Source organism: Cupriavidus sp. USMAA2-4 (genome assembly GCF_001854305.1).
GTDB lineage: Bacteria > Pseudomonadota > Gammaproteobacteria > Burkholderiales > Burkholderiaceae > Cupriavidus > Cupriavidus malaysiensis.
Genome location: NZ_CP017748.1, coordinates 3804431 through 3825144, shown reverse-complemented (window position 1 = coordinate 3825144; position 20714 = coordinate 3804431). Strand labels below are relative to the sequence as shown.

18 protein-coding genes are annotated in these 20714 nt (G+C 70.0%); 9 read left to right on the top strand and 9 right to left on the bottom strand.

The window, feature by feature from the left end; translation table 11 throughout:
• Positions 1-33: 33 nt before the first annotated feature.
• Positions 34-1671, top strand: coding sequence for an ABC transporter substrate-binding protein (locus BKK79_RS17000; protein WP_071038115.1), 1638 nt, complete (start codon positions 34-36; stop codon positions 1669-1671).
• A gap of 119 nt (positions 1672-1790) precedes the next feature.
• Here BKK79_RS17000 and BKK79_RS16995 read toward each other — a convergent pair whose 3' ends face one another.
• The 6 genes from BKK79_RS16995 to BKK79_RS16970 form a co-directional block, all read right to left on the bottom strand.
• Positions 1791-2720, bottom strand: a complete 930-nt coding sequence (locus BKK79_RS16995) for a spermidine synthase (protein ID WP_071014424.1) — start codon at positions 2718-2720, stop codon at positions 1791-1793.
• A 103-nt stretch (positions 2721-2823) separates the two neighbouring features.
• Positions 2824-3579, bottom strand: coding sequence for a tetratricopeptide repeat protein (locus tag BKK79_RS16990; protein WP_071038114.1), 756 nt, complete (start codon positions 3577-3579; stop codon positions 2824-2826).
• A 245-nt stretch (positions 3580-3824) separates the two neighbouring features.
• Positions 3825-4499, bottom strand: coding sequence for a DUF2968 domain-containing protein (locus BKK79_RS16985; RefSeq protein ID WP_071014429.1), 675 nt, complete (start codon positions 4497-4499; stop codon positions 3825-3827).
• A gap of 199 nt (positions 4500-4698) precedes the next feature.
• Positions 4699-5232, bottom strand: coding sequence for a DNA-deoxyinosine glycosylase (locus BKK79_RS16980; RefSeq protein WP_071014431.1), 534 nt, complete (start codon positions 5230-5232; stop codon positions 4699-4701).
• Between the two features lie 6 nt (positions 5233-5238).
• On the bottom strand, positions 5239-7140 hold the full coding sequence (htpG, locus tag BKK79_RS16975; RefSeq protein WP_071038113.1) for a molecular chaperone HtpG: 1902 nt from the start codon (positions 7138-7140) through the stop codon (positions 5239-5241).
• 193 nt (positions 7141-7333) lie between these two features.
• Complete coding sequence (locus tag BKK79_RS16970; RefSeq protein WP_071014436.1) at positions 7334-8836, bottom strand: aminotransferase-like domain-containing protein; 1503 nt, start codon at positions 8834-8836, stop codon at positions 7334-7336.
• Positions 8837-8919: 83 nt separating this feature from the next.
• Here BKK79_RS16970 and BKK79_RS16965 point away from each other — a divergent pair, with 83 nt between their 5' ends.
• From BKK79_RS16965 to BKK79_RS16930, 8 genes are all read left to right on the top strand, one after another.
• Entirely contained in the window at positions 8920-9597 is a 678-nt protein-coding gene (locus BKK79_RS16965) for a VOC family protein (RefSeq protein WP_071014439.1), read from the top strand.
• Between the two features lie 85 nt (positions 9598-9682).
• A complete protein-coding gene (locus BKK79_RS16960; protein ID WP_071014442.1) occupies positions 9683-10411 on the top strand; it encodes an alanyl-tRNA editing protein in 729 nt (242 codons plus the stop codon).
• Positions 10412-10421: 10 nt separating this feature from the next.
• Complete coding sequence (locus tag BKK79_RS16955) at positions 10422-11054, top strand: LysE family translocator (protein ID WP_071014444.1); 633 nt, start codon at positions 10422-10424, stop codon at positions 11052-11054.
• A 353-nt stretch (positions 11055-11407) separates the two neighbouring features.
• Positions 11408-11863 carry a RidA family protein gene (locus BKK79_RS16950; RefSeq protein WP_071014447.1) on the top strand — a complete coding sequence of 152 codons (456 nt, stop codon included), beginning with the start codon at positions 11408-11410 and terminating at the stop codon, positions 11861-11863.
• A 38-nt stretch (positions 11864-11901) separates the two neighbouring features.
• Positions 11902-12231, top strand: coding sequence for a DHCW motif cupin fold protein (locus tag BKK79_RS16945; RefSeq protein ID WP_071014449.1), 330 nt, complete (start codon positions 11902-11904; stop codon positions 12229-12231).
• 39 nt (positions 12232-12270) lie between these two features.
• Entirely contained in the window at positions 12271-13458 is a 1188-nt protein-coding gene (locus tag BKK79_RS16940; protein WP_071014452.1) for an aminotransferase-like domain-containing protein, read from the top strand.
• A 55-nt stretch (positions 13459-13513) separates the two neighbouring features.
• On the top strand, positions 13514-14158 hold the full coding sequence (locus BKK79_RS16935) for a glutathione S-transferase family protein (protein ID WP_071014459.1): 645 nt from the start codon (positions 13514-13516) through the stop codon (positions 14156-14158).
• Positions 14159-14497: 339 nt separating this feature from the next.
• On the top strand, positions 14498-16174 hold the full coding sequence (locus tag BKK79_RS16930) for an L-lactate permease (protein ID WP_071016512.1): 1677 nt from the start codon (positions 14498-14500) through the stop codon (positions 16172-16174).
• Positions 16175-16298: 124 nt separating this feature from the next.
• Here the strand turns inward: BKK79_RS16930 and BKK79_RS16925 are convergent, their stop codons facing one another.
• From BKK79_RS16925 to BKK79_RS16915, 3 genes are all read right to left on the bottom strand, one after another.
• A complete protein-coding gene (locus BKK79_RS16925; RefSeq protein WP_071014461.1) occupies positions 16299-17612 on the bottom strand; it encodes an MFS transporter in 1314 nt (437 codons plus the stop codon).
• 246 nt (positions 17613-17858) lie between these two features.
• Positions 17859-19391, bottom strand: coding sequence for a histidine ammonia-lyase (gene hutH, locus BKK79_RS16920; protein ID WP_071014463.1), 1533 nt, complete (start codon positions 19389-19391; stop codon positions 17859-17861).
• Positions 19392-19621: 230 nt separating this feature from the next.
• Positions 19622-20392, bottom strand: coding sequence for an SDR family oxidoreductase (locus BKK79_RS16915; protein ID WP_071038112.1), 771 nt, complete (start codon positions 20390-20392; stop codon positions 19622-19624).
• Positions 20393-20714: the final 322 nt, after the last annotated feature.

Genomic DNA, 20714 nt, shown 5'->3' with positions numbered 1-20714 from the left:
CGCCTGCGCGGGCTTGTACGAGGAGAGCATCCGATGACCGCCTGCCACCGCAACCCTCCCGCCCTGCCCGCCGCGCCGCGCTCGCCGCGGCGCCGGCGCCTGCTGCAGGCCGGCGCCGCGCTGGCGCTGGGGCCCGCCGCCCAGGCCATGCGCCCCGCCGCCGCCGCCGATCCCGACACCCTGCGCATCGGCCTGGCAGCCGACGTGACGTCGATGGACCCGCAGTGGAACAACGCCGGCCCGAACAACGCCATCGCCCTGCACATCTTCGAGTCGCTCGTGTTCATGGACAAGAACGCGCGCTATATCCCGGGACTGGCGCTGTCCTGGAAGCCGGTCAATGCCATCACCTGGGAAATCAAGCTGCGCCCCAACGTGAAGTGGCATGACGGCGCCCCCTTCACCAGCGAGGACGTCAAGGCGTCGCTGGAGCGCCCCGAAAAGCTCGTCAACAGCCCGGGCTCCTTCACCAGCTACACCAAGCCGATCGCGCGCATCGACACGCCCGACGCGCACACCGTGCGGCTGACCATGAGCGTGCCCAACTACGCCAACCTGGCCAATGACCTGAACAGCGTGCCGATCCTGCCGAAGAAGGTGGCGGCCACGCTCACCCAGGCCGAGTTCGACTCGGGCAAGGTCATGATCGGCACCGGCCCGTTCAAGTTCGTCCGCTTCGCGCGCGGGCAGGAGATCGTGATGGAGCGCAATCCCGACTACTGGGGCCCCAGGCCCGAGTGGGAGCGCGCGGTCTTCCGCATCCTGACCGACAATGGCGCCCGCACCGCCGCCCTGCTGGCCGGCGACGTCGACGTGATCGAGAGCGTGCCCTCGGCCGACGTGGCCAAGCTCAAGCAGAACCCCAAGTTCAAGATCGAGCAGCAGGTGTCCTGGCGCACCCTCTTCTGGCAGATGGACCAGGCGCGCGACAACCCGCCCTTCGTCACCGACAAGGCCGGCAAGCCGCTGGGCAAGAACCCGTTCAAGGATGCGCGCGTGCGCGCCGCCATCAGCAAGGCGCTCAACCGCGACGCCATCGTCAGCCGCATCATGGAAGGGCTGGCGGTGCCGGCCTCGTCCATCGTCTCGCCGCAGATCTTCGGCCACCCGGGCACCAGGCCCGACGCCTACGACCCGGAAGGCGCCAAGAAGCTGCTGGCCGCCGCCGGCTACCCCGACGGTTTCGGCCTGACCCTGCACGCCACCAACAACCGCTACCTGAACGACGCGGCGGTGGCGCAGGCCACTGCCGGCATGCTGACGCGCATCGGCATCCAGACCAAGGTGGAGACGATGCCGGTGGCCGCCTACTTCACGCGCGCGCGCCAGGGAGAGTTCGCCTTCGAGATGCTGGGCTGGGGCTCGGCGGCGGCCGATGTGGCGCTACGCTCCATCCTGGGCACACCCAACCCCAAGACCGGCTACGGCACCTGGAACTGGGGCAAGTACAGCAACCCGCAGCTCGACCAGCTGATCGAGAAATCGCTGACCACGGTCAGCAGCGACAAGGCTCGCGAAGAGAACGCCCGCGCGGCGGCCCGCTTCGCGCTGGCCGACCACGGCATCATCCCGTCGCACAGCCAGCTGGCGATGTGGGCGATGCGCAAGGGCGTGCGCTACGAAGCGCGCACGGACGAGTGGTCGCTCGCCCAGTTCTTCCACAAGGAATAGTTGGCGGCCCAGGCCGGTGCGGCGGGGATCGCGCCGCGCCGGCTCGCGCCCCTCTCCCGCCTGCGGGAGAGGGAGTCAAGACGCCATGCTTGACCAGCGGCGTCGGCGCTTCCTGCCGCTCAGATCCGCAGCCGCTCTTCCTGCCGTGCGTTGGCCGCGCGCAGTTTGGCCACCCAGTCGCGCGCCGGCAGCCGCGTGGTGGTTTCCACCACCTTGGCGCGCGCCTCCAGCACCTCCCAGGACACGTCGATCACGGGGCCGTTGAAGGCCAGTGCGATGACATTGCCGTCGTGCACCTCGGGGAAGACCAGCACGCGGTTGTCGAAGGCATCGCAGATGCGCACGATGTTCTTCGGGAAACTGTCATGGTCGCCGAACAGGTTGATGGTCATCACGCCGGGGGCCTTCAGCACGCGCCGGCAGGCGCGGTAGAAGGCGGTGGTGTCGAGCACGGGCCCGCGGGCGGTGGCGTCGTACAGGTCCACCTGCAGCGCGTCGACGCTGCCGGTGTGCGCGGCATCCATCACGTAGTCCCAGGCATCCTGCTCCAGCACGCGCAGCCGCGTGTCGTCCTCGCGCAGGCCGAACATGCTGCGCCCGGCGACGATGACCGCGGGATTCAGCTCGACCGCGGTGACGCGGGCGCGGCTGAACTGGCGGTGATTGAACTTGGTCAGCGCCGCCGCGCCGAGGCCGAGCTGGGCCACGTGGAAGTCGGGCGCGGACGGCGACAGGAACAGCAGCCAAGCCATCATCTGCTGCGCGTACTCCAGCTCGATGGCATCCGGCTTGCGCAGGCGCATGGCGCCCTGCACCCACTCGGTGCCGAAATGCAGGTAGCGCACGCCGTCCATTTCCGAGAACGTGACCGGGGCGAAGCGCGGCGTCATCCGCTTCTCGTCGCCCTGGGCGCCGCGGCGCGCGGGCTTGTCCTCGCGCGGCTCGGCGTCCGGGCCATCGCCTTGCGCCATACGGCGTTGCGCGCGTGCGCCCCGGGCTGGACGGCGGGAGGCCTCGGCCTCGATGGATTTGCGTTTGAGCAGAGTCATGGAATACGGATTCGTATGGTGCTGGCCCGTATCGGCGGGCCGGTTGGAAATCAGGGGAACGTGCCGCGGCGCCGCGGTGCCTCAGGGGGAGAAGGCCCGGCGCTCAGGGCCTGACCTGCGCCGAGCGGGCGCGCTCCAGCCACTCGCGATTGTGCTCGCGCGCATGGCGCGGCCAATGGCGGGCGTCGTGCACGATGTCGGCGTACAAGGTGCGCGCCCGCTCGCGGTCGGCGGCGTCCGGCTGCTGCGCCAGCCAGTCCGCGAACAGGCAGCGCGCTGCCGCATCGCTGGCGCAGGTGAGCGCCGCCTCGAAGGCGGCACGCGTGCCCGCCGCGCCCTGCGCGGCCAGCGCGCGCGCATAGAGCAGTGCCGGGTCGGCCTGCTGGCGCAGCAATGGATTGGCGGCAAACAGACGCTCCAGTGTGGCCACTGCGCCGGCGCTGTCCTGCGTGGCGAACTGCGCCTGGGCCAGCCCGAGCAGCAGTGCCGGATCGCTGGCGAAGGGGCCGCTGGCGGCCTCCTGGTAGTGCTGCAGCGCTTCCTGCGGCTGGCCCGCCTCCAGCAGGGCGGCCGCCAACCGCATGCGGTGGGCCACCGTGGGCGCGCGGTCGAAATCGCTGCGCGCTTCCCGCACCGCGCGGTTCGGGTCGATCAGGTTGGTCAGCGCGCGCGTGGCGACGCGCGCGCCGCGCGACTGGCGCAGCGCCGGCAGGTAGATGGCGAAGAAGTACACCACGCTGCCGAACAGCGGGAAGGCGAACAGGATCAGCAACCAGTACATGTTCTGCTGCGTGCGCACCGCGTGGACGGCGAAATAGATGGCGACGATGACGTGGAGGCTGATTCCCAGGTATGGCATTGCGCAAGAGGAGCCGGCGCCGCTCGCGCGGCCGGCCGATCGGAGGTCGACAGACGGGAATTGTGACAGAACTGCGGTGACAGGACCGCGAAGCGGAACCGCCGCCCGCCTCCGCCGCGCGTCGGCAGGCAAGGAAGGTGAGAGGCGGTTGGAACGGTGCCGCGCCGGACCGGACCGCGGCAGGCAAGAAGCGGGAGGGGAAAAGACCCGCTCCGGCGCGCGCGGCACCGGAGGCGGTGCGCCGCTCAGCGCTGGCGCTTCTGCGTCTCGGGCAGCAGTTGCGAGTCGTCGCCCAGCGAGGACTCGATGCGGCGGATCTCGCCCTGCAGCTTGTCGAGCTGGATGCGCGCCGCGCGGCTCTGGATCTCGGCCGCCTGCGCATCGTTCTGCGAAGTCTTCTGGTCATCGACCATGCGCTTGCGCTGGGCCTGCATGGTGCGCAGGTCGCCCTGCAGGACATCGGCCTGCGCCTGGGCATCCTGGATGGCGCGGTCGTACTGGCGCTGCAAGGTCGTCAGCACCTGCCGGCGGATCCCCTCGGCCGCCATCGCTTCGGCCTGCTTGTTGGCCTTCTGGTACGCGGCCTCGGCTGGCGCCAGCGCGGTGAAACGCAGCACCCGCCAGATCTTGTTCTGGTACAGCTGGCCCACGTAGCAGACCAGTTGCTCGTTGGCGAGCAACAGCGTGGTGCCGTATTCGCCGTTGACCGCCGAGCGCAGCTCCGTGACCGAGCCCTGCTGCAGGCGCTGCTGCAATTCCCCCATCAGGCCGGACGCCGTGACGTCGGCGACCGGCTTCCTGCCCGCGGCATCGTCCGGCTGCGCCGCGGCGCCCTTGGCGATGGCGGCGGAGCCGAACAGCGAGAGTTGGATCGCGACGATGCCGGCGAGAAGCCGGGTACGGCACAGGCTGTCGTACATGCTGTATCTGGTGGTGGGCAGTTTGCTGGGAACGCAGCCGGTCGGCTGCGGCACGGCCTCTTCGGCGCGGCAGCGGCGACGAATCTTAACAAGATTGTGCCAAGGCAGGGAGGTTTCCCCCCTCTTCACCTCAGGCTCGGCTCCGTCCGACAGGCCTTACGGCTGTCCCCGGGGCAAGCTTGAGACACCACAACCCCCACTAAAGAGGGGGGTCAGACAACAATGCCCGCCACAGTTCAAGCTTCTGCGCGAAGCTGCGCGCGGCGTGGGCCGGGCTCGACGAGGGCAGCAGCACGGTCTGGTAGCCGGCCGCGGCGAACTGGGGGGCGAAGCGGCCGGAGGTGCCGCCGTTGAAACCGACACGCCGCAGCGACGGCGCGAGCGCGCGCAGGCGTGCGAAATCATTGGCCTGCGGCTGGCGGATGCTGCTGTCCAGGCTGCCCGCGCGCACGCAGGCGCCGAGCACGTCCCAGACACCGATGCGGTGGGCCAGCAGGCACGCCAGGCGCTCGGCGTAGGGCAGTCCGGCCAGCGGCTCGCCGGTCAGCGCGCCCATCAGCGGCCAGAACTGGTTGCGCGGATGGGCATAGTACTGGCGCGCCGCCAGCGAAGCGGCCCCGGGGAAACTGCCCAGCACCACCACCCGCGTATGGCAATCGAGCACGGGCGGCAGGCCGACCTGCAGGCCGGCCTCGGCGGCGTCAGCCGCGACAGTGGCCCTGGCTGCCGCCACGCCGCTTCAGGCCAGCAAGCGGTTGACGCGCTGCACGTAGGCGGCCGGGTCTTCCAGCATGCCGCCCTCGGCCAGCAGGGCCTGGTCGAACAGCACCTGCACGCGGTCGGTGAAGGCCTCGCCCTCGGGCAGGTCGCGCAGCCGCTTGACCAGCGCGTGCTCGGGGTTCAGCTCCAGGATGGGCTGCACGTCCGGCGCCTTCTGCCCCGCCTGCTTGAGCAGGCGCTGCAGGTAGCCGCTCATCTCGCCCTCGTCCGACACCAGGCAGGAAGCCGAGTCGGTCAGGCGCAGCGTCACGCGCACGTCCTTGGCCTTGCCTTCGAGCGCGGTCTTGGCTCGCGCCACCACGTCCTTCCAGTCGCCTTCGGCCTTCTCCTGCTCGGCCTTCTCGCCGGCATCGGCCAGCGAGCCCAGGTCGAGGCCGCCGCGCGCCACCGAGACCAGTTCCTTGCCGTCGAACTCATGCAGGAAGGACAGCATCCATTCGTCGACGCGCTCGGTCAGCAGCAGCACCTCGATGCCCTTCTTGCGGAACACCTCGAGATGCGGACTCGACTTCGCCGCCAGCCAGGTGTCGGCGGTGACGTAGTAGATCTTGTCCTGGCCTTCCTTCATGCGCGCTACGTAAGCCGCCAGCGAGACGTTCTGCTCGGCATCGTCGTTGTGCGTGGAGGCGAAGCGCAGCAGCTTGGCGACGCGCTCCTGGTTGGCCTGGTCCTCGCCGACGCCCTCCTTCAGCACCTGGCCGAACTGCTGCCAGAAGCTGGCGTACTTGTCGCGTTCGGCCTGCTCTTCGCCGTCGGCCAGCGACTCGAGCACCGACAGCACGCGCTTGGTGCAGCCTTCGCGGATCGCCTTGACGTCGCGGCTCTCCTGCAGCAGCTCGCGCGAGACGTTCAGCGGCAGGTCGGCCGAATCCACCACGCCCTTGACGAAGCGCAGGTAGTTCGGCAGCAACTGCTCGGCCTCGTCCATGATGAAGACGCGCTTCACGTAGAGCTTGAGGCCGCCCTTGTGGTTGCGGTCCCACAGGTCGAACGGCGCGCGCGCGGGGATGTAGAGCAGCTGGGTGTATTCGCTGCGGCCTTCCACGCGGTTGTGGGTCCACGCCAGCGGCGCCTCGTTGTCATGGGCGATGTGCTGGTAGAAGGCGGTGTACTGCTCGTCGCTGATGTCCGACTTGGCGCGCGTCCACAGGGCGCTCGCCTGGTTCACGCTCTCCCACTCGTCGGTGCGCTGGTAGGTGCTGGCCTCGGCATCCCAGACCTCCTTGGGCATGCGGATCGGCAGCGAGATATGGTCCGAGTACTTGCGGATGATCTCCTTGATCTTCCAGGCCGACAGGAAATCGTCCTCGCCCTCGCGCAGGTGCAGCGTGATGGTAGTGCCGCGCGCGGCGCGCTCGATGGCATCCACGGTGAACTCGCCGTCGCCGCGGCTCTCCCAGCGTACCGCCTCGCCGGCGGGCAGGCCGGCACGGCGCGTCTCCACGGTGACCTTGTCGGCCACGATGAAGGCCGAGTAGAAGCCCACGCCGAACTGGCCGATCAGCGCGGCGTCCTTCTGCTGGTCGCCGGAGAGCTGCTGGAAGAATTCCTTGGTGCCCGAGCGGGCGATGGTGCCGAGGTTGCGGATCGCCTCGTCGCGGCTCATGCCGATGCCGTTGTCGGTGAGCTTGAGCGTGCGCGCGGCGCTGTCCACCTCGATGCGGATGGCCAGGTCGGCATCGTTCTCCAGCAGGGCGGGATTCGCGATCGCCTCGAAGCGCAGCTTGTCGGAGGCGTCGGAAGCATTGGAGACCAGCTCGCGCAGGAAGATTTCCTTGTTGCTGTACAGCGAGTGGATCATCAGGTGCAGCAGTTGCTTCACTTCCGCCTGGAAGCTCATCGTTTCGTGCGGTGCGGTCATGGTTCTCCTCTTGGAAATCTCGTCATCCCGGCAAGGCGCCGGGGCTGTGGCATGCGGAACGGCGGGAAAGCGCCTGGCGCGCCGCCGCCGCGCGCCTGCACGGCGGGCACGGCAGCGGCGCCCGTGACCCGACAGATAGGGCCGGACCGGCGGTTTTCAAGCCCGGCCCGCGCGGCTTCGGCGCCGCCCCAGGCTAACGCTCGAGCTGGCGCGCCAGGAAGCGCAGCATGCCCGGATCGGCGCTGCTGGCCACATTGAAGCGCATCCAGCCCGAAGGCAGTTGCGACGGTGAGAACAGGCTGCCGGGCGCGAACAGGAAACCCTCTTCGTGCCCCGCCGTGGCGATCGCATTGGTATCGCGCCCGGTGTCGGCCCACAGGTACATGCCGGCCTGCTGGCCGGGAAACAGCTTCAGGCCGAGGTTCTCCAGGGTGCGCCGGGTATCGTCGCGGGCACGGTCCAGGCGCGTGCGCACGCGCTCGACGTGCTTGCGGTAGTGCCCTTCGGTCAGCACCTTATAGAGCGCGCGCTCGTTGATCTCCGGCGAGGTCAGGCCGGCCAGCAGCTTGCTGTCGGTCAGCGCGGCGACCAGTTCCGGGTGCGCCGCGATGAAGCCCACGCGCAGGTTGGGCGCCAGCGTCTTGGAGAAGCTGCCCAGGTAGATCACCCGGCGCAGCTGGTCGAGGCTGGCCAGCCGCGTGGCGCTCTGGCCCGGCGGCAGCAGGTCGCAGTAGATATCGTCCTCGACGATGAGGAAGTCGTACTGCTCGGCCAGGCGCAGCAGCTGGAAGGCCGTGGCCGGCGACAGCGAGGTGCCGGTGGGGTTGTGCACCACCGAGTTGATCACGAACAGGCGCGGCCGGTGCGCCTGCACGATGCGCTCCAGCGCCTGCAGGTCCGGGCCCTCCGGCGTGTAGGGCACGCCGATGACCTGGGCACCCTGGGCGGCGAAGCGGCCGAACATCACGAACCAGGCGGGATCGCCGACCAGCACCGCGTCGTCGGGCTGCAGGTAGAGCCTGGCGATCAGGTCGAGGGCCTGGGTGATGCCGGAGGTCAGCACGATCTGCTCCGGCGCGGCGCCGATCTCCAGTTCGGCCAGCCGCGTGCGCAGTTGCTGGCGCAGCGGCAGGAAGCCCTGGGGCGAGCCGCTGGCGAGGAAATGGCTGCCGGGCTGCCGCCCCAGCGCGCGCAGGGCGCTGGCGATCAGTTCGCCATCCAGCCAGTCGTTGGGCAGGAAGCCCAGTCCCGGCGCCTTGTGGCTCTCGACCGTGTGGAACATGCTGCGCAGCAGCCAGGTCACGTCGATATGGCGTGCCCGCGCGGGCACCGCCGCCGCCGGCACCTGCGGGGCGGCCGGTTCGCGTACGTAGAAGCCGGAGCCGCGCCGCGATTCCAGGTAACCCAGCGCCACCAGGCGCTCGTAGGCCTCGACCACGGTGAAGCGCGAGATGCCCTTGTCCTGGGCCAGCTGGCGGATCGACGGCATGCGCATGCCGGCGCGGAAGACCCGCTCATCGATGCGCATGCGGGCCCACTCGGTCAGTTGCTCCACCAGCGTCATCTGCGCCGACGGCACCGGGTCGGGCAGGCGGTCGACGCGCGGCACCACCAGCCGCGGCCGCGCCGCCGGCATGCCTTGCGCGCCGCTTCCGCTATCCTTCGGTAACTGGGCCACAGCCTGCTCGCCTTCCATGTCTGCTCCCGCAACTGTACTGAACACGAACAGAGTAACTGTCTAGGTACTGTACTGACAACCTTCTCTACTATCGAAGCCAGATGACACTCGCCCTGGACCATCTCGTGATCGCCGCGCCCGACCTCCACAGCGGAGCGCAATACGTGGCCGACCATCTCGGCGTGGTGCCTCAGCCGGGTGGCAGCCACCCCGGCATGGGCACCCACAACCGACTGCTGGGCCTGTACGGCGACTGCTACCTGGAAGTGATCGCGCCGGATCCGGCTGCGCCCGCCCCCGGGCGGCCGCGCTGGTTCGCGCTCGACAGCGAGACCGTGCGCGCGCGTCTGGCCGGCGGCCCCTTCCTGCTGCACTGGGTGGCGCGCGTGGAGCGCCCGGTCGACCTGGAGCGGTGGCAGGCGCAGTACCCCGGCCGCATCGCCCCGGTGATGCCCATGACGCGCGCGCACCTGCGCTGGCGCATCGCGGTGCCGGACGACGGCGGCCTGCCAGCCTGGCATGGGGAGTCCGGCCCGGCCGGCGACGGCATCCTGCCCACCCTGATCCAGTGGGACAGCGCCGAGCGGCCCGGCATCGCGCTGCCGCGCCAGGACCTGGCATTGCGTGCGCTGCGCGGCCGCCATCCGCGCGCGGCGCTGCTGCAGCAGGGGCTGGACTGGCTCGGGGCGGGCAGCCTGGTGACGCTGGAGCAGAGCGAGGGCGAAGTGGAATTGAGCGCGGAGATCGAGACGCCGCAGGGCGTGCGCACACTGCGCTGAGGCCGGCGGGCCAGGCACCACGACCCGCCAGGACGGTAGAAGACTGAGACAGACGACAGGACGGACCAGCAGGAGACCCCAAGCCATGAGCGCCACCCGCAAGCGATTCGATGACGATGCCTACCTGCAGCAATGCGAGGCCACGGTGGTGGCCGTGCACGCGGAGGGCATCGAACTCGACGAGACGGTCTGCTACGCGCGCAGCGGCGGCCAGGCCGGCGACACCGGCACGCTGACACGGCCCGACGGCAGCGTGGTGGCAGTGGCCGACACCGTCTACAGCGCCGACCGCAGCCGTATCCTGCACGTGCCGGCGCCCGGTGCCGTCCTGCCGCAGCCGGGCGAGCGTGTCACGGTACGCATCGACTGGGAACGCCGCCACCGCCTGATGCGCCTGCACACCTGCCTGCACCTGCTGGGTGCCCTGATCCCGGTGCCGGTGACGGGTTGCGGCATCTCGCCCGACAGCGCCCGCATCGACTTCGACCTGCCCGAGTCCACGCTCGACAAGGCCGATCTCGGCGCCCGCCTGAATGACCTGATCGCGGCCGACACCGCGCTGGCCATCGAGAAGATCACGCCGCAGCAGCTGGCCGCCCAGCCGGAGCTGGTGCGCACGGCCGGCGCTGCGCCGCCGGCCGGCAGCGATTTCATCCGCATCGTCAGCATCCCCGGCGTGGACCGCCAGCCCTGCGGCGGCACCCATGTGGCGCGCACCGGCGAGATCGGCCCCGTGCTGATCAGCAAGATCGAGAAGAAGAGCCGCAGCAATCGCCGCGTGGTGGTGCAGTTCGCGCCGGCGGGCGCCGCCTGAGGCCGCAGCCATGCCGACCGACCTGCTCGCCGGGCTGAGCGCCACGCAGTTCCTTGCGCTGCTGTCACTGATGACGCTGGGCTCCTTCACGCCCGGCCCCAACACCACCATCGCCGCCGTCAGCGGCGCCAATTTCGGCCTGCGCGCAACGCTGCCGCACTGCGCCGGAGTCGCGCTCGGCTTCGCCAGCATCCTGGCGCTGTGCGCGGCCGGCGTGGGCGCGCTGGTGCTCGGCCATCCGCTCGCCGCCGGCCTGCTGCATGCCGGCGGCGTGGCCTACCTGCTGTGGCTGGCGTGGAAGCTGGCGCGCAGCACCGTGCTGGCCGAGCGCCAGGTCCTGCGCCCGCTGCGGCTGTGGCAGTCCGCCGCGCTGCAGTACGCCAATATCAAGGCCTGGATGCTGGCGCTGGCCACCGCCGCCTCCTATATGGCCGGCGCCCCCGCACCCTGGCAGCGCGGCCTGCTGATGTGCGCCGTGTTCGCCATGTTCGGCTTCGTCAGCAACGGCGTCTATGGCGTGCTCGGCGCCTCGCTGCGGCACTGGCTGGCCGCCGGGCAGCGCGTGCGCTGGTTCAATCGCACCATGGGCCTGGCGCTCGGCCTGACCGCGCTGTGGATCGCCGCCGCCAGCCGTCCCGCATGAACCGGCCAGACGCCGTGAACGCAACCCCGGCCGCCACGCCGCCCGCCGCGCGCCGCTCCCGCGCCAGCGGGAGGAGCTTGATGCACCGCCGCAACTGCCGCAACCGCCACGGCGCGGCAGCGGCAAAAGCCTTCGCGAGCGCCACAGGCCGGCTACAATGGCCGCTACCATTCCTGACGCCGCACGGCCCGGCCGCGCTGCCGCATCCGGCACGCGGCGCAGGCCACGGTGCCGGCGCCGCGACGGCCATCGCCGCAGCGGCGGCGCCTGGCCGGCGCGCCGCTGCGCGCGCGCCAGCCCCGCAGGAAGCATCCCCCCGAACTCCCTTGACACACGCACTGACTGGAGACCGTATGTCCGTCTACGATACCCTCGCCCGCCTCGGCATCGAACTGCCCACCGCCAACGCCCCGGCCGCCGCCTACGTGATGGCTGCCCAGACCGGCAACACCGTCTTCGTCTCCGGCCACATCGCACGCAAGGATGGCAAGCCCTGGGCCGGCAAGCTGGGCAAGGACCTGGGCACCGAGGACGGCAAGGCCGCCGCGCGCGCCATCGCCATCGACCTGCTGGCCACGCTGCACGCCCACCTGGGCGACCTGAACCGCGTCACGCGCGTGGTCAAGGTGATGAGCCTGGTCAATTCGACTCCGGAATTCACCGAGCAGCACCTGGTGACCAACGGCGCCTCGGAATTCTTCGTCGAGATCTTCGGCGATGCCGGCAAGCACGCCCGCAGCGCCTTCGGCGTGGCGCAGATCCCGATGGGCGCCTGCGTCGAGATCGAGATGATCGTCGAGGTGAAGTAAGCCGACGCGGCCCGCTGCCACAACCTGAGCACCACGCCATGCGTATCGACAACCTGCCGTTCGGCACCACCGACTGGTCGACCATCGAACCGACCCTCCACCCAGGCGAACACGGCGAGGCCCGCTGGCGCACGCGCCAGTTCGGCGACATCCGCGTACGCATGGTGGAGTATTCCGCCGGCTATCTCGCCGACCACTGGTGCAAGAAGGGCCATATCCTGTTCGTCCTGGAAGGCGAACTGCACACCGAGCTCGAGGACGGCAGGACCTTCGTGCTGGGCGCCGGCACCAGCTACCAGGTCGCCGACCAGGCGGAAGCGCACCGTTCGTCCACACCGGGCGGCGCGCGCTTGTTTATCGTTGACTGAGCCGGTCCGCCGGCTCCCCCAAAACCACAAGAGACCATCATGAACTGGGCCATCTCCCGCCGGGCACAACAGCTCACCAGCTCGGCCATCCGCGAAATCCTCAAAGTCACCGAGCGTCCGGAGGTCATCTCCTTCGCCGGTGGCCTGCCCTCGCCTGCCACCTTCCCGGTAGCGGAGATGGAAGCGGCAGTGGCCCGGGTCTTCGCCGACAACCCCCAGGCGGCGCTGCAGTACGCCGCCACCGAAGGCTACCTGCCGCTGCGCGAGTTCGTCGCCAAGCGCTACCAGGTCGACGTGGAACGCGTGCTGATCACCACCGGCTCGCAGCAGGCGCTAGACCTGATCGCCAAGGTCATGATCGACCCGGGCAGCCCGGTGCTGGTCGAGACGCCCAGCTACCTCGGCGCGCTGCAGGCCTTCTCGCTGTTCGAACCGGAATTCGTCTCGGTGCCGACCGACGACCAGGGCCTGCTCCCCGAGAGCCTGACGGCCGAACTGACCGCCGGCGCGCGTTTTCTCTACGCCCTGCCCAACTTCCAGAACCCGACCGGCCGCCGCCTGCCGCTGGAACGCCGCCAGGCCCTGGTGGCGCGCGCCAGGGAACTGGGCCTGCTGCTGGTCGAGGACGATCCCTACGGCGAGCTGAGCTACGCCGGCAGCCAGCTGCCTTCGCTGCTGTCGATGAACCCGGACGGCGTGATCTACATGGGTTCCTTCTCCAAGATCCTGGCGCCGGGCATGCGCCTGGGCTTCGTGATCGCCCCGCCGGAACTGCACTTCAAGCTGTGCCAGGCCAAGCAGGCCTCCGACCTGCACACGCCGAGCTTCACCCAGCGCATCGCCTACGAGACCATCCGCGACGGCCTGCTGGAGCGCCATATCCCGACCATCCGCGAACTCTACGGCAAGCAGTGCCGCTTCATGCTGGACTCGCTGGCCCGCCACATGCCCGAGGGCGTGCGCTGGAACGCGCCGGAAGGCGGCATGTTCATCTGGGTGGAGCTGCCCGAGGGCCTGGACAGCATGGCCCTGCTGGAGCAGGCGGTACAGCGCAACGTGGCCTATGTGCCGGGCGCGCCGTTCTACGCCAGCAACCCGCGCCGCAACACGCTGCGCCTGGCCTTCGTGACGGTCTCGCCGGAGCGGATCGAACAGGGCGTGGCCATCCTGGGCGAGCTGTTCCGCCAGGCCATCGACGCGGCCGCGCCGCAAGCCAAGGCCGCCTGAGCCCCCGGCCGGCGCCGTCGGGGGCGCCGGCGCAAGCCAACCGGAGAACGAACCGATGCTGCGAATCTGGGGACGCCTGTCGTCGATCAACGTGCAGAAGGTGGTCTGGTGCGCGCGCGAACTGCACCTCGACCATGAACGCGTCGACATCGGCGTGGCGCGGGGCGACCTCGACACCGAGGCCTATGTGCGGCTGAATCCCAACCGCAAGATCCCGGTGATCGAGGATTTCCGCGGCACCGACGTCGGCGGCGAGCCCTTCGTGCTGTGGGAATCCAATGCCATCGTGCGCTACCTGTGCGCCCGCTACGGCGAAGACAGCCTGTGGCCGGCCGATGTGAAGGCGCGCGCCTCGGCCGATCGCTGGATGGACTGGCAGGCCACGGCCTTCAGCCCGGCCATGGTCAACGCCTTCCTGCACCTGGTGCGGCGTCCGCCCGCCGAGCGTGACGAGGCCGTGATCGCCGCCTCCTGCGCGGCCACCGAGCCGCTCGCCGCCCTGCTCGACGAGGCGCTGGCGGAACGCGAATTCATCGGCGGCACGCGCTTCACCATGGCAGACATCCCGCTGGCCTGCGCCGCTCACCGCTGGATGGGCCTGCCGGCCACGCACACGCCGCGCCCCAACCTGGAGCGCTGGCTGGCAGCCATGCGGGCCAGGCCGGCCGCTTCCGGCATCCTCGAGCTGCCGCTGCGCTGAGCCCCGGCGGCGCTGCCGCCGGCGCGCCGCCTTCCTCCTTTCCTCCTCCCGATTTCCCCCTCCCCGCGCCCGCGTCGCCGGGGCATTTCCTGGAACGCCTGTTTCGGGTACGCTGCGCGGGACGCAGCATCGACGCGTCCCCCCAGGCAAACCCTGATCCCTGAATCCGGCTCACGGCCACCGTGACCGGATTTAAGCCGGCAGCGCGCAAGGCCGTTTGTACAATCGGGCACTTTGTCCGCTGCCCGGCGATCCTGCGTGCCGGGCCACCAGAAGAAAACGGGCGGCCGGCCTGCACAGCGGAGCATGGCTGCCGCCAGCCAAGAGGAGGAATCGATCGTGTGGAGTCAAGTCTATGACCCCCTGGGCAATATGGCGCTGTCGACCATTGCCGCCGGGGTTCCGGTCGCGGTGCTGCTGGCCGCGCTCGCCTTCTTTCACCTGCAGGCCCACCTGGCCGCCGGCCTCGCACTGGTGGTCGGCATCGTGGTCGCCTCGGCGGTGTTCGGCATGCCGGCTGCAATGGCCGGCAAGGCGGCCGGGCTCGGCATCGTGTCCGGCCTGTTCCCGATCGGCTGGATCGTGCTGAACATCATCTTCCTGCACCGGCTGACGACCATCAACGGCTCGTTCAAGGTCCTGCAGAACTCGATCTCCGGCATCACCGAGGACCGCCGCCTGCAGCTGCTGCTGGTGGCCTTCAGCTTCGGCGCCTTCTTCGAGGGCGCAGCCGGCTTCGGCACGCCGGTGGCGGTGACCGGCGCCATCCTGATCGGCCTGGGCTTCTCGCCGCTGGCCGCCTCCGGCCTGGCCCTGATCGCCAACACGGCGCCGGTGGCCTACGGCGCGCTGGGCGCGCCCATCATCGGCCTGGCCTCGGTGACGGGCCTCGACCTGTTGCAACTGTCCGCCATGATCGGCCGCCAGCTCCCCTTCTTCTCGGTGCTGGTGCCGTTCTGGCTGATCTGGGCCTTTGCCGGCTTCCGCGGCATGCTGGCGATCTGGCCGGCCATCCTGGTGGCGGGCGTCAGCTTCGCCATCCCGCAGTTCCTGGTCTCCAACTTCCACGGCCCGTGGCTGGTCGACGTCATCGCCGCCCTGGTGTCGATGGGCTCGCTGACGCTCTTCCTCAAGGTGTGGAAGCCCCGGGAGATCTGGACCTCGACCAAGATCCTCGGCCGCCAGGACGACTCCAAGGTCGACCATCCCGAGGCAGTCGCCGCCGAGGCGCGCGCCGGCGCGGCGGCGGCCGGCATCTCGGTGGTCAAGGCCTGGATGCCATGGGTCATCCTGACCGTGTTCGTCTTCATCTGGGGCGTGCCCGAGTTCAAGAAGATGATGGATGGCCTGTGGCAATGGAAGTTCGCCATCCCGGGCCTGGACAAGGCCGTGCAGAAGATGCCGCCGGTGGTGGCCAAGCCGACCGCGGAAGGCGCCGTGTTCGCCTTCAACGTGCTGTCCATGGCCGGCACCGGCATCCTGGCCTCGGCCGTGCTGGGCGGGCTGCTGATGGGCTACTCGGTGCCGCGCCTGTTCAAGGAGTACTTCGAGACCATCAAGCTGGTGCGCTATTCGCTGCTGACCATCTGCGCCATGTTCGGCATCGGCTACCTGACCCGCTACTCGGGCCTGGACGCCACGCTGGGACTGGCCTTCGCCCACACCGGCGTGCTCTACCCGCTGTTCGGCACCCTGCTGGGCTGGCTCGGCGTGGCGCTGACCGGCTCGGACACCGCCTCCAACGTACTGTTCGGCGGCCTGCAGAAGACCACCGCCGAGCAGCTCGGCCTGTCGCCGGTACTGATGGCGGCGGCCAACAGCTCGGGCGGCGTGATGGGCAAGATGATCGATGCCCAGTCCATCGTGGTGGCCTCCACCGCGACCAAGTGGTACGGCCACGAGGGCGATATCCTGCGCTATGTGTTCTTCCACTCGATCGCGCTGGCGATCCTGGTAGGTCTCTTCATCACGCTGCAGGCCTACGTGCATCCGTTCACGCAGTTGGTGATCCACTGACGGCGCTGTACGGCGCGGCGCGGTTCAACCTCTCCGCCGGATGCAAGAAGCCCCGCCTGCGCAGGCGGGGCTTTTTTTCGCGCCATCGGCCGGCGCCGGCGCAGCGGCCGGCGCCGGGACAGGCTTACTTCAGGCGGCGGCCGAGGGTTTCAGGCACCATCGCCAGCCCCAGCAGGGAGACCAGGCCGCAACCGATCACGTAGAAGGCGGGCGCGTTCGGGTTGCCGGTCAGGTGGATCAATTCGGTGGAGAAGAACTGGGCAAAACCGCCGAAGATGGCGATCGCCACGCAGTAGGCGATCGACAGGCCGGTGGCGCGCAGGCGCTGCGGCAGCACCTCGCTGACCAGCACCATCGAGGCCGGCGAGCTCATCGACATCGGCACCGAGAGGCAGCCGACCACCACCAGCAGGCGCGCCAGGCTCGGCTCGGCATTGATCAGGGCGAATGCCGGGTAGATGCCCACCAGCAGTGCGACGCGCGACCACAGCACCACCGGACGGCGGCCCAGGCGATCGCACAGCCAGCCGGCGAACGGCGACAGCAGCACCTGCACCACGGACGCCACGCAACCCGCCCAGATGCCCAGCGAGAGCGGCATGTGCAGTTGGCTGACGGCATAGTTGCTGAGGTAGTACACGACGATGTAGGTCGACGAGGCCACGCCGATCATCAGCAGGATGCTGGCGGCCAGTGCCCGCCGGTGCGCCAGCAGCAATGCCAGTCCCGGGACTTCCTCGCCGTGCTCGCCGGCCGGCGCGGTTTCCTCCAGGCGGCGCCGGATCAGCAGACCCACCGGGATCACCAGGATGCCGATGACGAAGGCCACGCGCCAGCCCCAGGACTCCAGTGCCGCCGGCTCGAGCAGGTTGCTCAGCGCCAGTCCGACCAGGGCGCCGAACAGCGCCGCCAGCCCCTGGCTGAATGGCTGCCAGCTCGTGTAGTAGCCGCGCGAGCGTTCGTCCGCATACTCCAGCAGCAGGGCGGTGGAAGCGCCCATCTCGCCGCCGATGGCGAAGCCCTGCACCAGGCGTGCCAGCAGGATCATCAGCGGCGCGGCCATGCCGATCTGGGCATAGGTCGGCGTCACCACGAAGATCACCGAACTCAGGCCCATCAGCCACAGCGTCAGCGCTACCGCGGGCTTGCGCCCGACGCGGTCGGCATAGATGCCGATCAGCAGGCCGCCGAGCGGCCGCATCAGGAAGCCGACGCCGAAGGTGGCGAAGGACAGCAGCAGCTGGCCGGTCGGATCGGCCACGGGAAAGTAGAGGCGCCCGATCAGCGTGGCGAAGAAGCTGTAGACGACGAAATCGTAGAACTCCAGGCCGTTGCCGATGGTGATGGCAGCGATGGCATGGACCTTGGACAGCGGCGGGCTGGCCACGCCGGCGCCGGTTTCGGCCGGCGGGCTGGACATGGTGCGTTCGATGGACATGGATGGCATCCCGGTAGGTAGAAAAAAGGGGCGCTGCCCGAGCGTGCGGGCGCGGGGTGAAGGCCGCGGGCCGCTCACGGCACGCGGCGGAGCGCTATCGGCGCGGCGGCGCGACAGGCAGGCCGGAGTACGCGCGAGCGCCCTCCGGCCGGATCAACGGATCCTGCATCGGTGTATCTCCTTGGGGTCTTGCCGGCCCGCCGCCGGGGCGGGCCGCCGCAGCCCGGCAGGCAGCCGGGCGCCTGCCTAGAGGCTGGGCAGCAGGCCGTCCGGCATCAGTCCGTTCAGGCAGGCGCTGCCAAGCAAGCCGCTGGCCGCCTCGATATCGGGCGCGAAGAAGCGGTCTTCCTGGTAATACGGCACCTTGGCGCGCAGCAGCGCGCGGGCCTCTTCCAGCCGGGGGGAACTCTTCAGGCCCTCGCGGAAATCCAGGCCCTGGCAGGCGCCGAGCCATTCCACCGCGAGGATGCCGCGCACGTTGTCGGCCATGGCCCACAGGCGCTTGCCGGCATTGGGCGCCATCGACACGTGGTCTTCCTGGTTGGCCGAGGTCGGCAGGCTGTCGACGCTGGCCGGATGCGCCAGCGCCTTGTTGTCGCTGGCCAGCGCGGCGGCTGTGACCTGGGCGATCATGAAGCCGGAATTGACGCCGCCGTTGGCCACCAGGAAGGGCGGCAGCTGCGACATGTGCATGTCCATCATCAGCGAGATGCGCCGCTCCGACAGCGCGCCGGTCTCGGCCAGCGCCAGCGCGATGTTGTCGGCGGCCATCGCCACCGGCTCGGCGTGGAAGTTGCCGCCCGAGATCACGTCGCCCTGCTCGGCGAACACCAGCGGATTGTCGGAGACCGCGTTGGCCTCGATCTCCAGGACCTCGGCGGCCTGGCGCAACTGCGTCAGGCAGGCGCCCATCACCTGCGGCTGGCAGCGCAGCGAGTACGGATCCTGCACCTTGTCGCACTGTGCATGCGAGCGCGCCAGCTCGCTGGTCTCGGTCAGCAGTGAGCGATAGGCGGCGGCGGCGTCGATCTGGCCGCGCTGGCCGCGCACGGCATGGATGCGCGCATCGAAGGGCGCGCGCGAAGCCAGCATGGCCTCCACGCTCAGCGCGCCGCACACGGTGGCGGCGGCATACAGGTCCTCGGCCTCGAACAGGCCGCGCAGTGCATAGGCGGTGGAGACCTGGGTGCCGTTAAGCAGGGCCAGCCCCTCCTTGGCGGCCAGGGTCAGCGGCTGCAGGCCGGCCACGGCCAGCGCCTCGCGGGCCGGCAGCCATTCGCCGCGGTGGCGCGCGCGGCTCTCGCCCAGCAGCACCAGCGACATGTGCGCCAGCGGCGCCAGGTCGCCCGAGGCGCCGACCGAGCCCTTGAGCGGGATATGCGGATAGACCTCGGCATTGACCAGGGAGATCAGGGCTTCGATCACTTCGCGGCGGATGCCCGAGAAGCCACGTGCGAGGCTGTTGATCTTCAACAGCAGGATCAGCCGCACCATGGCGTCGTCGAGCGCCTCGCCCACGCCGGCCGCATGCGACAGGACCAGCGAGCGCTGCAGTTTTTCCAGGTCTTCGGGCGCGATGCGGGTCTGCGCCAGCAGGCCGAAGCCGGTGTTGATACCGTACGCGGTGCGGCCGGCGGCCAGGATGCCCTGCACGCAGGCCACGCTGGCATCGATGGCGGCGCCGGCTTCCGCGTCGAGGCGGATCTGCAGCGGGGCCAGGTAGGCCTGGCGCAGTTGGGCCAGGCGTAGCGTGCCGGGCTTCAGGTTCAGTGATGGCATGTCAGGGGCTCCCATTCTCCCGGCGCGGCTCGCGCCCCGGTACGTGTATAGTCCTGTATATACAGCTTGCGATAAATTAGGGGAAGCCCGGGGGTCTGCGCGACGGCGCACCATGCGGGGAGGCGCCGGCGCCGCATCGGCCGCCGCGTCGACTATGTGTGCAGGCGCCGCAAGGCGCCTGCGTCACCCGCACGCTCGACGATGCGGTCGACGATTGGCCGGCCAGCCGGCTAGGCGCGGCAGACCGACACCCCGCCCTCCGCCAGCAGCAGGCTGCCGGTGGTGAAGCTGGATGCATCCGACACCAGGTACAGCGCCGAGCGGGCGATCTCCTCCGGCGTGGCCAGCCGCTTCAACGCATGCAGGTTCGCCACCGCGGCCCGCGCCGCCTCGCTGTCGGCCACCGTCCGCCCCATCTCGGTATCGGTGCCGCCGGGCAGCAGCGCATTGGCGCGCAGGCCCTGCGCGCCGTACTCGGCGGCCAGCGTCCTGACCAGCCCGAGCAGGCCCGCCTTGCTGGCCGCATAGGCGGCCATGCCGGGGAATCCGACGGTATGGCCGACGAAGGACGAGGTGAACACCAGGGCTCCGCCCCGCCCTCCCGCGAGGATGGCCGGGATCTGGTGGCGCGCGCCGTAGAAGGCGCTGTCCAGGTTCGTGGCGATCACGTCCTGCCACTCGCCTGCCGTGAGCTCGGTGACGGGTTTCAGGCTGCCGAGCGTGCCCGCGTTGTTGAAACCGATATCGAGGCCCCCGAAGCGCTCCAGCGCCATGGCCACGGCAGCCTGCGCGCACGCCTCCTGCCGCACGTTGCCGGCGACCCAGGCGGCCTCTCCGCCGGCCGCCTCGATTTCCCCGGCCAGTTGCCTCAGCCCGGCCTCCCTGCGCGCCACCGCGACCACGCGCGCGCCCTGCGCGGCGAACAGCCGCGCCGCCGCACGGCCGATGCCGGCGCTGGCCCCGGTGACGATCGCCACCTTGCCTTCCAGTTGATGTTGCACGTCAGCTCCTTGTCAGTGCCGGCCGGATGCGCGCAGCCGTGCCGGCGTCGATCGAGTCGGCATGCTAGGCGGCCGGGCCACCCGGCCGCACCCCGTTTCTTGCTTTGCGAGGCAGCGGCAACGGCAGGCAGTTCAGCGAACAATTCGATACATTGCGGGCAAGGCATGCGTGCGAGAATCGAGTTTTCCCATCGCCACGGTGCGGCCCGGCACGCGCCGGACCCCGGCGCTGCGCCCGCCCTCCGGCAGTACGGCCGCCACGCCACAGGCAGCGCGCCACCCGCCCCGACACCGTGTCCACAGTCGGGGCCGCCACCCGGCA